This window comes from Nocardia fodinahabitans, assembly GCF_052983615.1.
Genome location: NZ_JBRJJC010000001.1, coordinates 1,228,551 through 1,243,594, shown reverse-complemented (window position 1 = coordinate 1,243,594; position 15,044 = coordinate 1,228,551). Strand labels below are relative to the sequence as shown.

At 69.2% G+C, this 15,044-nt stretch carries 10 protein-coding genes; 4 read left to right on the top strand and 6 right to left on the bottom strand.

Features of this window, described 5'->3' with window-relative positions; genetic code table 11:
- The first annotated feature begins 143 nt into the window (after positions 1-143).
- Both NV348_RS05940 and NV348_RS05935 read left to right on the top strand, forming a co-directional pair.
- The gene (locus NV348_RS05940; protein WP_447146079.1) at positions 144-1,646 is read left to right on the top strand and encodes an APC family permease; all 1,503 of its coding nucleotides are present in this window, start codon (positions 144-146) and stop codon (positions 1,644-1,646) included.
- Entirely contained in the window at positions 1,643-2,377 is a 735-nt protein-coding gene (locus tag NV348_RS05935; RefSeq protein WP_447146078.1) for an IclR family transcriptional regulator, read from the top strand. The genes NV348_RS05940 and NV348_RS05935 overlap by 4 nt, the downstream gene beginning before the upstream one ends.
- Before the next feature lie 46 nt (positions 2,378-2,423).
- On the opposite strand, the gene NV348_RS05930 is transcribed toward NV348_RS05935, so the two are convergent.
- The 6 genes from NV348_RS05930 to NV348_RS05905 form a co-directional block, all read right to left on the bottom strand.
- Positions 2,424-3,275 (bottom strand): 3-hydroxybutyryl-CoA dehydrogenase, encoded by an 852-nt coding sequence (locus NV348_RS05930; protein WP_447146077.1) that lies wholly within the window; start codon positions 3,273-3,275, stop codon positions 2,424-2,426.
- Positions 3,276-3,440: 165 nt separating this feature from the next.
- Complete coding sequence (locus tag NV348_RS05925) at positions 3,441-4,934, bottom strand: amino acid permease (protein ID WP_447146076.1); 1,494 nt, start codon at positions 4,932-4,934, stop codon at positions 3,441-3,443.
- Positions 4,935-4,964: 30 nt separating this feature from the next.
- Entirely contained in the window at positions 4,965-6,044 is a 1,080-nt protein-coding gene (locus tag NV348_RS05920; protein WP_447146075.1) for a Glu/Leu/Phe/Val family dehydrogenase, read from the bottom strand.
- A 188-nt stretch (positions 6,045-6,232) separates the two neighbouring features.
- The gene (locus NV348_RS05915) at positions 6,233-9,709 is read right to left on the bottom strand and encodes an indolepyruvate ferredoxin oxidoreductase family protein (RefSeq protein ID WP_447146074.1); all 3,477 of its coding nucleotides are present in this window, start codon (positions 9,707-9,709) and stop codon (positions 6,233-6,235) included.
- Positions 9,710-9,876: 167 nt separating this feature from the next.
- Positions 9,877-11,172: a wax ester/triacylglycerol synthase domain-containing protein gene (locus NV348_RS05910; RefSeq protein WP_447146073.1), complete on the bottom strand. Its 1,296-nt coding sequence runs from the start codon at positions 11,170-11,172 to the stop codon at positions 9,877-9,879.
- Between the two features lie 153 nt (positions 11,173-11,325).
- A complete protein-coding gene (locus NV348_RS05905) occupies positions 11,326-11,811 on the bottom strand; it encodes an Lrp/AsnC family transcriptional regulator (protein WP_447146072.1) in 486 nt (161 codons plus the stop codon).
- 404 nt (positions 11,812-12,215) lie between these two features.
- Between NV348_RS05905 and NV348_RS05900 the strand changes: the two genes are divergently transcribed.
- Positions 12,216-12,659 carry a hypothetical protein gene (locus NV348_RS05900; RefSeq protein WP_447146071.1) on the top strand — a complete coding sequence of 148 codons (444 nt, stop codon included), beginning with the start codon at positions 12,216-12,218 and terminating at the stop codon, positions 12,657-12,659.
- A 229-nt stretch (positions 12,660-12,888) separates the two neighbouring features.
- Positions 12,889-14,511, top strand: a complete 1,623-nt coding sequence (locus tag NV348_RS05895; RefSeq protein WP_447150951.1) for an acyl-CoA synthetase — start codon at positions 12,889-12,891, stop codon at positions 14,509-14,511.
- Positions 14,512-15,044: the final 533 nt, after the last annotated feature.

The window sequence follows — 15,044 nt, the reverse complement described above, 5'->3', positions numbered from 1 at the left end:
CACCGGCCGGCGAGTGAGAGGGGCGGCGGCACTTTCTCGCTCGGTGTCGACCGACGGACTCACCACCGCAATATCGCCGAAATCCGGCCTGGCTAGGGTCGCCCGCACCGGCGAGCACGCGTCGCCGGGGTGGGAGGTGTGTGGTGACTGCTCTGGCCGACGCGGTCGCGAGGTCGTTCGCGGCGGGTGAACCCGAGCGGCCCGCGGTGTCGCCGTTGCGCGCGCTGGGCCGCAGGCAGCTCTCGGGCGTCGCGCTGCTCGGTCAGTCGGTGGCCACGACCGCGCCCGCCGCCTCGGCGGTGCTGCTGCCGGTCACCATGCTTACCCACAACGCGCTGCTGCCCGGGCTGGTCACGATCGTCGTCGCGACCGTGGTCGTCACCCTGATCGCGCACTGCCTGACGCAGTTCACCCGGCGGCTGTCCGCGGCGGGCGGGCTCTACACCTTCGTCAGTCACGGCTCCGGGCCGCGAGCGGCGCTGACCTGCGGTGTCGGCATGCTCGTGAAGTATCTCGGCAGCGCCGCACTGACGATGTATCACGGCTCGCAGACCGCCCTGGCCCTGGCCGCGCAGCTCGGAATCACCGTGCGCGGCTGGGGGATCGGCGCGGTCTACCTCGTCATCGCGGTGCTCGTCGGCGCCGTGCTGGTGCGGGGTGTCCGGTTCGCCGCGATCGCGATCCTGGCCGTCGAGGCGTGTTCGCTGAGCTTCATCATCGGCCTGATGCTGGTGTCGGGGCCCGCGGTGCCGGTCACCCCGGTCGCGCCGAATGTGCCCGCGGTGCTGGCGATCGCGCTGTCGGCGCTGTTCGCGCTGGCCGGCTTCGAGAGCGCCACGTTCTTCGCGCCGGAGACGCGGCGTCCGCTGGTGACGGTGACCCGCACCGTGCTGTGGACGCCGATCCTGTGCGGTGCGCTGTTCATCTTCGCGTCCTGGGCGGCCTGGTCCGGGCACGCGGGGACGGTGGTCAACGCGTATCTACACGGGACGGCGGGCGGATCGAGCCTGCTCGTGGTGATCCTGCTCGACGCGGGGCTCACGTGTTCGTGGCTCGGTTCGTCGATGGCGTCGTCGAATGCCGCCTCCCGGCTGGTCTATTCGATGAGCGTGGAGGGTGTGCTGCCGCGGGTGTTCGGCCGGGTGGGCGCGCGGCTGCGGACCCCGCACGTCGCGTTGATCGTGATCACCGGCACGGTCGCGGCCGTCGGCCTGCTCTTCGTCGCCCTCGACGGGGTGCCCGCGCCGGCGAAGACCGTCGTGCGGACCGCGCTCGCGCTGTCCTACATCCTGGTCGCGGTGGCCGCCGTGCGGTTCCTCGGCCGCATCGACGAACTGCGTCGCCCGGATCGCTACGCGGGGTGGATCGCGAGCTCCGTGCTCGCCGTCGTCCTCGGGTATCTGACGATCTCCGACGCGCGGCACGGTGTCCTGGTCGCGCCCGCGATGGTTGTCGCCGTCGTGGCGATCGGTGCGGTGTGGTACCGCTATCTCCGGCTGGCGCGCCCCGGAAGCCTCACCGCCATCGGGGTTTTCGACAGCCCGGAATCGGCCGACGTGCTGCCCGGCGCCGGGGTGTTCGCGGTCAACGCCCGCGGCGCGATCGCCCTGGTCGGGGTGCGGCGGTCCGGCCCCGGCGAACGATGACCGCGACGACCCGCCGTGACGGCCCGACCGGGCACGAGCCGCGGGCTGTCCAGAAGGCCCTGGCCCTGCTGGAAGCGGTCGCGCGACTGGGCTCGGGTGCCACCGCGAAGGAGATCGCCGCGCAGACCGGGATCGCGCCCGCGACGGCCTACCGGCTGCTGAATCTGCTCGTCGCCGACGGCTACCTGGTGCGCATCGAAGACCTGTCGGGCTTCGCGCTCGGGCGTCGTACCCGCGAATTGGCCGGTGCCGCACCCGAACCCGCGGCCGACCGCAGGCAGGTCCTCGACGAACTCCGTGCCCAGGTCCGCTTCGGCATCCATCTCGCCGCGTTCACCGGCCACCGGATCCGGATGATCGACAAGGACCCCGATCACGAGCTGAGCGGGGAGAAGGTCCTGGTCCGGCACCCGCACGCCTCCGCGATCGGCAAGGTGCTGATGGCACAGCATCCCGAGCTCGCCGCGGGACCACTGCGCCGGGTGACGACCTTCACGATCACCTCCCCGGCCGAGCTCGCGGCGGAACTGCGGCGGGTCAGCGCGAGCGCCGTCGCCACCGAGGTGAACGAATGCCGGGTCGGCCGCAGCGCCGTCGCGGTGCCGGTGCACGCGGCCGACGGCACCATCGCGGGCGCGCTGGCGGCGATCGGCAAGACCGGGCGGCTGCCGGTGCACGACCGCGACCTCATCGACCTGCTGGCCGCCTCGGCTCTGCGGGTGAGCTTCTGACGTGAAACCCCGCGGGAGCCGCGTAGACGACTCCCGCGGGACGCGATCACTTCGCGTAGTCGTAGAACCCGCGGCCGGACTTGCGGCCCAGGCGGCCCGCCTCGACCATCCGGCGCAGCAGCGCGGGCGGAGCCAGGTGCGGCTCGGCGAACTCCGCGTACAGGGACTCCGAAGCGGCCAGGGCGATGTCGAGGCCGACGGTGTCGAGCAGGGTCAGCGGGCCCATCGGGTAGCCGCAGCCGCCCTTCATGGCCGCGTCGATGTCCTCGGCGGTGGCGTAGCCGGACTCGAGCATCCGGATCGCCGAGCACAGGTAGGGGATGAGCAGGGCGTTGACGATGAAGCCGGAGCGGTCACCGGCCTGCACGGTCATCTTGCCGAGGGTGTTCTTGGCGTAGTCGGTGACGGCCGCGGCCGCCTTCGGCGCGGTCACCAGCGTCGAGATGATCTCGACCAGCGGCATCACCGGCACCGGGTTGAAGAAGTGCACGCCGACCACGCGCTCGGGCCGCTCGGTGGCGCCCGCGACCTTGATCACCGGGATCGAGGAGGTGTTGGTGGCGAGGATGCCCTCGGGCTTGACGATCTTGTCGAGCTTGCCGAAGATCTCGTACTTCACCGATTCGATCTCCGGCGCGGCCTCGATCACCAGGTCGCGGTCGGCGAATTCGTCGATGTCCAGGGTGACCCGCACGCGCGCGATCGCCGCGTCGGCCTCTTCCTGGGTGATCTTGCCGCGGGACACGCCCCGGCTGATCGAACTCGCGATCCGCTGCTGGGCCGCCTCGGCGAACTCCGGCTTGGTCTCGAGCACGAGCACCGAGCTACCCGCCTTGGCACAAACCTCCGCGATGCCGGCACCCATGGTGCCGCCACCGATCACTCCGATGAACTCCACTGCAGAACTCCCAACATCGCATTGCCCTGGCTGTCCCGGGGATTATTTCACCCGAGCTGGCACTCAGTGCCACAGGCTGTCGAAAGCGCTGATCGGCCGGGTCACCGACGCCGCCGGGCCGCCACCGGCTCGATGGTCGAGCGGTGACGGCCCAGCGGGTGTCGGCTATCGGACCGGCGTCAGCTCCGGTTCGTCCGGTTGCCGTCGCCCGCGACCGAGGACCGAGTGCCGACGGCCGTAGGCGAAGTAGACGACGACACCGAGGGCCATCCAGATCACGAACCGCAGCCAGGTCTCGATCGAGAGGTTCACCATCAGCCACACGCACGCCAGCGCGCCGAGGACGGGAACCACCGGGACGAACGGGACGCGGAAGCCACGCGGCAGATCGGGGCGGGTCCGGCGCAGCACCAGCACACCGACCGACACCAGCACGAACGCCACCAGGGTGCCGATATTGACCATTTCCTCGAGCGTGCCGAAGTCGACGAACCCGGCCAGCAGCGCGCAGACCACGCCCACGATCACGGTCAACCGGACGGGCGTGCCCTTCTTCCCGGTCTGGGCCAGGCCGCGGGGCAGCAGGCCGTCTCTGGCCATAGCGAACAGCACCCGGGTCTGGCCCAGGAACATCACCATGACCACCGTCGACAGGCCGGCGAGGGCACCGATCGCGATGATGTTCTTCACCCAGGTCGCGCCGTGGATGGCGAAGGCCGTCGCGAGGGTGGCGTTGCCGTCGGCCAGCGCGGTGTAGGGGACCATGCCGGTCAGGATCAGCGAGACCGCGATGTAGAGCACCGTCACGATGGCCAGCGAGCCCAGGATGCCGCGCGGGATGTCGCGCTGTGGGTTGCGGGTCTCTTCGGCGGTGGTGGCGACCACGTCGAAACCGATGAAGGCGAAGAACACCAGGCTGGCCGCGGCGAGCAGGCCGTACCAGCCGTAGCTGGTGCCGCCGGAGCCGGTGAGGAAGGCGAACAGCGACTGCCGCAGTCCCTCGGCCTTCTCCGACGGTGCCGCCGGCGGGATGTAGGGGGTCAGGTTGGACGGCGTGAAGTAGGTCGCGCCGACCACCAGCACCAGCGCGATCACGCCCAGCTTGATCGCGACGGCGATGGCCGATACCCGCGAGGACAGCTTGGTCCCGGTGGCCAGCAGCACGCCGACCACCGCGATGATCACGACCGCGCCCCAGTCGAAGGTCACCGAGCCGAAATGGACCACCGGCGCCGACGACCCGAGCACGTTGCCCAGATACTGCGACCACCCCTTGGCGACCACGGAGACCGCCAGCGCGAATTCCAGGATCAGATCCCAGCCGATGATCCAGGCGATCACCTCACCGAAGGTGGCATAGGCGAAGGTGTACGCGCTGCCCGCCACCGGCACGGTGGAGGCGAATTCCGCGTAGCACAGGGCCGTCAGCCCGCACGCGATCGCCGCGAAGACGAAGGCGAGCGAGACCGCGGGCCCCGCCACCGTGCCCGCGGTGCGTGCGGTGAGGGTGAAGATGCCCGCGCCGATCACCACCGCGACACCGAAGATCGTCAGGTCTTTGGCCGTCAGATCCTTGCGTAGCTTGGAATCGGGATCATCGGTATCCCGGATCGACTGCTCGACAGACTTGGTGCGGAACAGGCCGCTCGTGATCGCCACTGTGGTCTCCTCTTCGAAACTCGGGCGCGCTCAGAGCGACCGGGGGATGGCGTCGAGACGGCGCTCGGCGAACCGGTTCGCGGCAGCGCCGGTGCCGATGCCCTCGGCCCTGGCGGCGGCGATGATCTCGCGGCAGCGCGGGTAGATGTCGGCGACCTCGGCTTCCACCTCGGCCGGGGCGGCGACGCGCAGCTCGCCGGCGACCTGGATGAGCCCACCGCCGTTGGCGACGAAATCGGGCACCCAGGTGATGCCGCGGTCGGTGAGCGCCTGTTCGACATCGGGGGTGGCGAGCTGGTTGTTGGCGGCGCCGCAGATGAGTTTGGCCTCGATCGTCGCGGCGCTCGACGCGGTGAGCGTGGCGCCCATCGCGCACGGGGCGTACACGTCGACCGGCGCGGTGGACACCGTCGACAGCAGCCGCACGGCGGGCTGTTCGTCGGCGATGCGCCGCAGCGCGGCCTCGTTCACATCCGTGACGCAGACCTCGGCGCCGTCGGCCAACAGCAGGGCGGTCAGCTCGCGGCCGACCTTGCCGACGCCCTCGATACCGACCGTGCGACCCGCCAGTGTCGGTGCGCCCCAGACGGATTCGGCACCGGCGCGCATGGCGTGGAAGACGCCGAGCGCGGTCAGCCGGGCACTGTCACCGCTGCCGCCCGCGGCGACGCTGCGGCCGGTGACGTAGCGGGTGTGCCTGCCGATGACATCCAGGTCGTCGGTGTTGGTGCCCACATCGCCCGCGGTGATGTAGCGCCCGCCGAGGGTTTCCACGAAGCGCGCGTAGGCGGCCAGCAGTTCTTCGCTCTTCATGGTCGCCGGATCGCCGATGATCACCGCCTTGCCGCCACCGAGGTCCACGCCCGCGGCGGCGGCCTTGTAGGTCATGCCCCACGACAGCCGCAGCACGTCCTGCAACGCCGCGGACTCGTCGGCGTAGGGGTAGAAGCGGGTCCCGCCCAGGGCCGGGCCCAGCGCGGTCGAGTGGATGGCGATGATCGCCTTCAGCCCCGACCTGTCGTCCTCGCAGAACACCACCTGCTCGTGGGCACGGGCGCTCAACTCGTGCGATCGGCCGAAGACTCCCGCTTCGGTGTGCACAACGGTCACTGTCGATTCCTTTCGGTGGCCGCGCACCACGGGTCGTGCCGGGGTGCGACGGTGTTGGGTTGCCGCGGGTGTGCGGCGGTGGGGGTGCACCACGGTGTCGTGATGCGACGGCGCTCGGCGGCGTGGTCACCGCCGGTGCGCTACGGGTGTCGCGGTGCCGCCGAAGTGGTGGCGCCGCAGGGTGTTCGTCAGTACTCGATGCCGAGCTCGCGCAGTCCGGCGCGGTACAGCTCGACAGTGGCGAGCTTGATGTCCTCGTAGCCGCGCACCACGTCGGGCAGCGCGGCGGCCGCGGTGGCGGTGTCGTAGGTCTCCGGGCGCAGTTCGCCCGCCAGCCGCCCCACCATGTCGGTGTAGTGGGCCAGCAGTTCCCGCTCGACCTTGCGGACGTGGGCATAGCCGAAGGGGTCGAGCTTGGTGCCGCGCAGGAATTTGCCCCTGGCCAGTACCTTCAGCGCCACATGGGATTTCGGCGTGAGCCCGATCTTCTTGCGCCTGCCCAGGGCCCGCAGCACCGGCGGATGCAGCTGGTAGGTGAGCTTCTCGCCGTCGGGGACCTGGGCCGCGACCTCGTCCAGGAACGCCGGATCGACCAGCAGCCGGGCCACCTCGTACTCGTCCTTGTAGGCGGTGAACTTGTAGAGCCCGCGCGCCACGGCCTCGCTGAAGTCGGTGCGGTCGGTGACCTTTCGCTCCGCCGCCCAGGCGAGTTCGACGGTCTCGATGTAGCGCCGGGCCACCTCGGCGTTCTGGTAGCCGACCAGGTTCGCCACCCGCAGCTCCAGGAGCCGCCGCACCTCGCCGTCGAAGTCGGTGTGCGCCAGCAATTCCACCGGCACCCGTGGGGGAGTGCGCCGCGGCTGCCCCTCATCGACAGCCGCGGCGAACGCGGCCGGATCGGCGACGGCGACCCGCCCCCACCGGAAGGCCGCGATATTGGCCGCCACCGCGACACCGTTGATCCCGATGGACTCCTCGATCGCCGCCACCGGCAACCGCAGCCCACCGGACTGCACGGCCGCGCCGACGATCAGGAAGTTGGCCGCCGCGGTAGTGCCGAACAGGGCCTGCGCCGCGGCGAGGGCGTCGAGGTGGTGCGTCGAACGCGACACCGCCGCAAGCCGATCCAGCAGCGTCTCGGTGCCCGGGTAGGCCACCGACTTGTCGTAGACCATGTCACCGGTCGGGGTCTGGCTCGTCGAGGCCACGGCCACGGTCCGGGCCGCGTCGCCGTACTGCAGATACCGCGATTCGGTGGCGGTGAGCAGGTCGACGGCGAGCAGGCAGTCCGCGCTGCCCGGGGTGAGCCGGTTGGCGGGCTCCAGCTCCGTGCCGGAGAACCGCAGGTGCGAGACCACCGGACCGGCCTTCTGGCTCATCCCGATCTGATCCAGGCTCTCCACCTCGTACCCGGCCCGCAGGGCGGCGGTGGCCAGCACCTGGTTCACCGTCACGATGCCGGTACCACCGATGCCGGCGATCAGCACGTTCTGGGTGCGCAGCGGTGTGCCCGATCCGGGATCGGCGACCGCGGGCGGTTCGCCGACATTGCGGCGCTTGGTCTTTCGTGGCTTGTCCGGGACGGTCTCCACCGTGACGAACGACGGGCAGTCGCCGTCGAGGCAGCTGTAGTCGGTATTGCACGAGGTCTGATCGATGCGGGTCTTGCGCCCGAACTCCGTCTCGACCGGCTGCACGGACAGGCAGTTCGACTTGGTGCCGCAGTCGCCGCAGCCCTCGCAGACCGCCTCGTTGATCACCACCCGGGTGTTGCGGACCGGCAGCGCGCCGCGCTTGCGCTGCCTGCGCGCATCGGCGGCGCAGTGCTGGTCGTAGATCAGCACCGTGACGCCCTCGATCTCACGCAGGGTCCGCTGTGCCTCATCGAGCCGGTCGCGATGCCACAGCAGCGTGCCCTTGGCGAGCGCGCGCTTGCGATGGCGTTGCGGTTCGTCGGCGCAGATGATGATCTGCCGCACGCCCTCGGTGGTGAGCTTGTGGGTCAGCCGCGCGACGGTGAGCACGCCTTCCACGTCCTGGGCGCCCGTCATCGCGACGACCTCGTTCCAGAGCAGCTTGTAGGTGATGTTCACCCCCGCCGCGACACAGGCCTGCACGGCCAGCTGCCCGGAGTGGAAGAAGGTGCCGTCACCGATGTTCTGGAACAGGTGCGGCACGTCGGTGAACGGCGCCTGCCCGATCCACTGACTGCCCTCACCACCCATCTGGGTCAGCCCGGTGACCGCGCTGTCGGCGCGGCCGGACATGGTCACCAGGGTGTGGCAGCCGATGCCGCCGCCGCCGATCGAGCCCTCGGGCAGCGCGGTGGAGCGGTTGTGCGGGCAGCCGCTGCAGAAGTAGGGGGTGCGCTCGGCGGACAGGACCTCCAGCGGAAGTGCCGGTGGCGCCGCCCTTTTCAGCTCCACTCGGCCGCGCAGTACCCGGCGCAGCGGGGCGAGCAGCCGGCCGGCGGTGAGTTCGCCGTCGACCGGCATCAGCCGGGCGCCGCGCTCGTCGTGCTTGCCGAGAACGCGGGGCGCGTCCTGGGTGCCGTAGAGGATCTCGCGGATCTGGGTCTCGATGAACGCGGTCTTGTCCTCGACCACCACGACCTCGTCGAGCCCGCGGGCGAACTCGGTCACGGCGGCCGCGCCGACGGGATAGGGCATGCCGATGCGCAGCAGCCGGATACCGGCCCGGTGCATGGCCGCCTCGTCGACGCCCAGATCGAGCAGGGCCTGGCGGACCGCGTCGAAGGTGGTCCCGGTGGCCGCGATGCCGACCTTCGCCCCGGTCGGATCCACCTCGACGACATCGAGGGCGTTGGCCGCCGAGTATGCCTGCACCATCGCCCAGCGTGGACCGTAGAGATCCGCCTCGGCCAGCACGCTGTCCGAGGGCGCCGCCATCGGCCGCTGCCGGTAGACGAACGGCCTGCCCTCCCACTGCACTTCGGGCACGGTGACGGCGAGATCGGCCACGCTCGCGTCGACGGTCCAGGCGCCGTCGGCGACATCGGCGACGATCTTCAACGCCACCACGCAGCCCGAGGCCCGCGACAGCGCGATGCCCCGCATCCCCAGGGTGATGATCTCCTCGGCATTGCGCGGGAACAGCACCGGCACGCCCATGGCGGCCAGCGAGCGCTCGCTCACCGCGGGCACGGTCGACGACTTCGACGCCGGATCGTCGCCCACCAGCAGCAGCACACCGCCGCGCGGGTTCACGCCGTACATGTTGGCGTGGCGGATGGCGTCGGTGGCGCGGTCGACGCCGGGGCCCTTGCCGTACCAGACGCCGATCACGCCGTCGTGGGTCGGCGTTCCGGCGGGCAGCTCGGCCTGGCTGCCCCAGACCGCGGTGGCGGCCAGTTCCTCGTTGAACCCGGGGACGAAGGTGATGTCGTGCTCGGCGCGCACCTCCGGCATGCCCAGCAGCATCTTGTCCACCCCGCCCAGCGGGCTGCCCTGGTAGCCCGAGACGAACGTCGCGACCCGGCGCCCGGCGCGCAGATCGCGCACATGCTGTTCCACGAGCAGCCGCGCGATGGCCTGGACGCCGGTGAGCAGCACCGGTCCCGCTCCGGAGCGGTAGCGATCGGCGAGGTCGTAGGGCACGGCAGGCTCGGCCTGCGGCGCGGCGGTCGGACAGACGACGGTGGTCATGGACGCCTCACTGCAACGAAGGAACTTGCTATCGGTGCAGCGCAATCTGCCGTGGAGCGGTGATGGGTGTCAACAGTCAGTTGAAAAGTTGATCAGTCTGCTCAAAAGTGATCTACGCCACTGGGGTGCGGGTGTCAATCTGCTCGAGCGGGGAGACCTTGGTCACATCACGTCTGGTCCGTCTCGCCCGGGTCGCGCCCCACTCGCAGCACGGCGTCGAATCCCGCCGCGACGCAGTCGCGCAGCGCGGGGAGATCGGGAACGGCCGCGGTGTCGGCGTTGAGGCCGACACCGCAGATCCCGGTATTCGTGGTGAGCGTGATGTTGAACGACGCGCCGAGAGTCGGGCTGAACGCGTACAGGCGATCGATGCGCGCCCCGGCGAGAAACTGCGGCACCGGGGAACCCGGGACGTCGGAGGCGACGAAGTCGATGTGTTCCAGCATGCTCGAGATCAGCCGGATCGGGACCCGGTTGAGGACAGCGGCGGCCGCACCCGAGTAGTGGACGCCCGGCTCGTTCCGCTGGGCGGAAACCGTCTTGTCCACGGCGCGCATCAGGTCGGAGGCATCGGCGATGTCCGCCGGGACCACGAAGCGGGCGAGGCTGATCCGATTGCCGCCGACGGGGTCGTCCGTGGCGCGCAGGCTGATCGGCATGGTCACCCGCAGCTGATCGACACTCGCGCCGTGCTGGTCGTGATAGCGGCGCAGGCCGAGCAGGACCGCGGTCAGGAAGGCGTCGTTGATCGTGCACCCGGCGGTGTGCGCGCTGCGCCGCAACTGCTCGGCGGGAACCTCGAGCACCGCGAGCCTGCGTCCGGTGCCGCGCTCGGTCATGACCGGCGACAGGGTCGAGAGGACCGGTTTGACCAGGCGAGCGAGGGAGGCCACCGCCGTGGCGGCACCCCGCACGGATCGCACGTGGTGGGCTGTGCCGGAACGCGTGGCGCCGGCCGCCGGTCCGGTGTTCGAGCGGTGCCCGGCTGCCTCGCCTTCGCCGCCGCACATCGCGGAGAGCATGCGCATGCCGCCGACGCCGTCGGTGAGGGTGTGGTGGACCGTCAGCACCAGCGCGGCGGTGGCACCATCGGGCCCCTCCAACAGCTGCGCTCGCCACAGCGGACGGGCGCGATCGAAGACCGCCATCGCCTCCACGCGAGCGAACTCGAGTGCCACGGAGACATCCACCGGGCGGTGGGTCCGCACCTCTCGCAGGTGCCACGACAGGTCGAAGCCCAGGTCCGGCACCCAGTGCGGCGGACGCAGGCCGAGGCGTCCGCCGACCAGCTTGCTCCGGAATTCCGGCACCGCGCGGGTCGCGCGGTCGACCGCGCCGACCAGCCGATCCCAGCCGGGTGCGGAATCGAGGATCAGCACCGCGACGATCGTCGGCCGCAGGATCGGGTTCTGCTGCAGCCGCCACGTGAGGAAATCGGTCTCGGAGAGTTGGGACCCGCGCATGGGTGCCTTCTATCGTCGGTTGGTGCCGTTACCCCCAGCATCGTCGTCAGCCGATCGCCTCGGCCAGGGTCGCAGGTCCCGCAGAGCGAGGTCTTCCGTCGCCGTCGCGGCGCGAGTCGGGCCGATCTGCCGGTGAGCGGCGACCCGGCTCCGTTACGGCTGATTCGTCCGGTGGGTCAGATGGTCGACCAGGGGCAGGCTCCGGTAGCCGATCGGGGTGGCCAGCGCGAGCATGGTCTCGGTGTGGTTCACGCCGTCGATGGCGTGCACCCGCTGGATGATCTCCAGCAGATCCTGCTGCGATCGCGCCGCGATGCGGACCAGCAGATCCGCCCGCCCGGTGGTGGCATGCACCTCGAGCACGTGTGGGAAGCCACGCAGCGTCTCGATGATCGGATCCATCTTGTTCTGATCGAGTTCGACCCCGAGGAAGGCGTGCACCGCGAAGCCGATCGCCTGCACGTCGATATCGGGCGGATAGCCCCGCACCGCGCCCGAGGATTCGAGCCGCTTCATCCGCGCCTGCACGGTATTGCGGGCGATCCCGAGCCGCTGGGCCAGCTCGAGGATCGGCGCCCGCGGGTCCGCGGCCAGTTCGGCCAGCAACGCGGCATCGAGTGCGTCGAACTTGATGGTCATGCCGCATTCTGGCACGACGGAAACCGTGCGATGGCCGCGATCAGCCCCTGACCATGGCGCGGTGATCCTGGCGGCCGGTGCACCGATCCCCATCTACGCGGGAGTGGGATATCGAACTGGACAAACGCCATCGAAGGGGGTGGCGGAGGTCGATCGACATTCATCGCACGCTGGAGGGCTTGTTCCTGGGCGGCGGCGTCTTCTCCGGGGCGCGCCGCGGGTCGCGCGGTCGCCGGCCGTCTATCAGGCCGCGCAACGTGGGGGTGACGCGGGACGTAGCGTGAATCCTCCGCGTCGGGCGGTTGACCAGGAGTGAGACGCGTTCTATTTTGAGTGATTCGAAGCTGCTGACCGCATGCGCTGCTATTCGGGCGGCTGGAAGGCACGCGGGGGAGTGGCTGATAGTGGATCCGAACATCGGGGTGGTTGCTGAACAGCGGGGTGTCGTCCGGCTGTTCCCGGATGAGAAGTGGGGCGGCAGCCTGCAGAAGATGCTGCAGGAGGTGCGGGAGGAGGCGGTGGTGGCAGTCTGTGCCCCGCTGCAGATGAAGCGGTACTACCAACGCGAAGCGCTGGTGCTGCGCGATCTGCTGGAGGCCGGGCGTCGGGTTCGAGTCCTCTACTCGCAGAACTACGCGACCTCACGTGCGCCTGTTCCGGGATCGTTGCCCTCTGTGATGGCGCCTCACACCAAGGTCACGGGCGTCGAATTCCCCAACACGATCATCATCGACCGTCGAGTGGCGGTAGGCCGTGGGGCTGCAAACCGGTCCGGAGCGATCCCGCCCAGGGCTCGCCGCGGTGGAGATCGCTGTTCTCGAGGTGCTCGGTGCCGGGCTGAAAGATGAGGTGGCGGCGCGACGGTTGTCTGTGTCGCTTCGCACCTATCGACGCTATGTTGCGGCGATCATGGTGCAGCTCGGGGTGGGGACCCGGTACCAGCTCGGCGTCCGCGCGGCGGAGTTGGGATTTGGGTGCCGTGGAGGTGCCGGCGGCGAAATGGCAGGAAACTGACAACATCGGTTGTGGGCGCCCGATTCCAGGTCCTGGATCGGAACCAGTTCTAGCTTTGTGGCCATGGCTTTCAACGTCGCTGATCTGTTCGAGCACGCCGCCGATGCGGTGCCGGACCGTGTCGCAATCATTTGTGGGAACCGGCAAGTCACCTATCGTGAGCTGGACGAACGCGCCAACCGCTTGGCACACCACCTCGCCTCGCGTGGCGTCGGCAAGGGTGACCATGTCGGCGTGTATTCACGCAACTCCATCGAAGCGCTCGAGACGATGATCGCGACCTACAAACTGCGCGCGATCTCGGTGAGCGTGAACTTCCGCTACACCGCTGACGAGGTCCGCTACATCGTCGACAACGCGGATATGGTCGCGCTGATACATGAGCGCCGGTACTCGGACATCGTCGCAGAAGTCATGCCGCACACTCCGAAGCTGTCCGATGTGGTCGTGATCGAGGACGGCTCGGGTATCGACTACAGCCGATATGGCGGCGTGGACTACGACGTCGCGATCGACGCGCACTCGGCGGAGCGCGACTTCGGCGAACGCAGCCCCGACGACCTCTACATCCTCTACACCGGCGGCACAACAGGATTCCCCAAGGGGGTGATGTGGCGGCACGAAGATGTCTGGCGCGCACTGGGCGGTGGCATCAACCATGTCACCGGAGAATATGTCGAAGACGAGTGGGAACTGGCCGACCAGGCCAAGCGGTCGCCGGTCGGCATCGTGATGGCACCGTTGTCGCCACTGATCCACGGCGCGGCCCAGTGGGCGGCCTTCATCGGCCTGAATTCCGGCGGCACCATCGTTTTCGTGCCGCAGTTCGATGCCGACGAGGTGTGGCGGCTCGTGGAAAAACACAAGGTCAACGCCTTCACTGTGGTCGGTGACGCGATGGCCAAGCCGCTGCTGGACGCCTATCGGGCCGGCGATTACGACGCGTCGTCGGTGTGGTCTATCAGCAGTCACGCCGCACTGTTCTCGCACTCCCTCAAGCAGCAGTACGTGGAGCTGTTTCCGAACGTGTTCATCACCGACGTGATCGGTTCATCGGAGAGCGGCGGCACCGGGCTCGGGGTGGTGACCAAAGACAGTGACCATTCCCAGGGTCCGCGAGTGAAGTTCAGTGCGCAGGCGGCATTGATCGACGACGACGGCAAACTGGTGGAACCGAAGCCCGGTGCGGTCGGGCGCATGGCACGTACCGGGCACGTGCCGATCGGCTACTACAAGGACCCGGAGAAGACCGAGACGATCTTCGTCGAGATCGACGGCAAGCGATACGTAGTACCCGGTGACTACGCCCGCTATGAGGACGACGGCACCGTCACCCTGCTCGGTCGAGGCTCGGAATGTATCAACACCGGCGGGGAGAAGGTGTTCCCCGAAGAGGTCGAGGGTGCGCTCCGGTCGCATCCAGATGTTTTCGATGCTTTGGTGATCGGCATCCAGGACGAACGGTTCGGCCAAGCGGTGGCCGCGCTGGTCCAACCCCGTTCGGGTGCCGGTCTCGACCTGACTCGGCTGGATGCCCATGTTCGGACGAAAGTCGCCGGCTACAAGGCGCCCCGCGCCTACTGGATTGTCGGGGAGATGATGCGGCAGCCCAGCGGCAAGGCCAACTACCCGGCCGCGAAGAAGTACGCCGCTGATCACGCCGACCTTGCCGAACCTGCTCGCTGAGATAGAGATGGACCCGGCCGCTACGGCTGAGGAGGCTGTCGTGGTGGACCTGATCGTCGGTGGTTGTCGCTGGTCCGGATCCGGATCCAGGGCGGGCGTCGCTGCGACTGGTCGTCGACGAGGTCCCTCCGGCACTGAGATCGAGCTCGGAGCACGGGGCGTCGATGGCACCTCGGCCAGGCTGTCGCCGGGCCGGCCGGGAGGGCCGGTCCCGGGACGGACACCGGCGGCTTGCCTCGTACGACGACCGTGCGACCTCTGGCCGGCGCAATAGTCTTGCGTGCCAGTGCCCGCTGTCGTCGGGTGATTCCACGAATGGTGTCGGGACGTGGATCTTGACGCACGGAGATCGAGCGCATATTTTGGGCTGCGGACTTTGAGCTGAGGGGGAAAGAATACTGGAGTCCGCGCTCATCACCCCGCTGAATCGGGGGGAATTCTCTTCGTTTCGCAAGGTTGTCGGCGGTGTTGAACGGGCGCCGGTTCGCCACTGCATGACCGTGCTCCGCGTGCGGTGGATGCGGTTTTCGTCA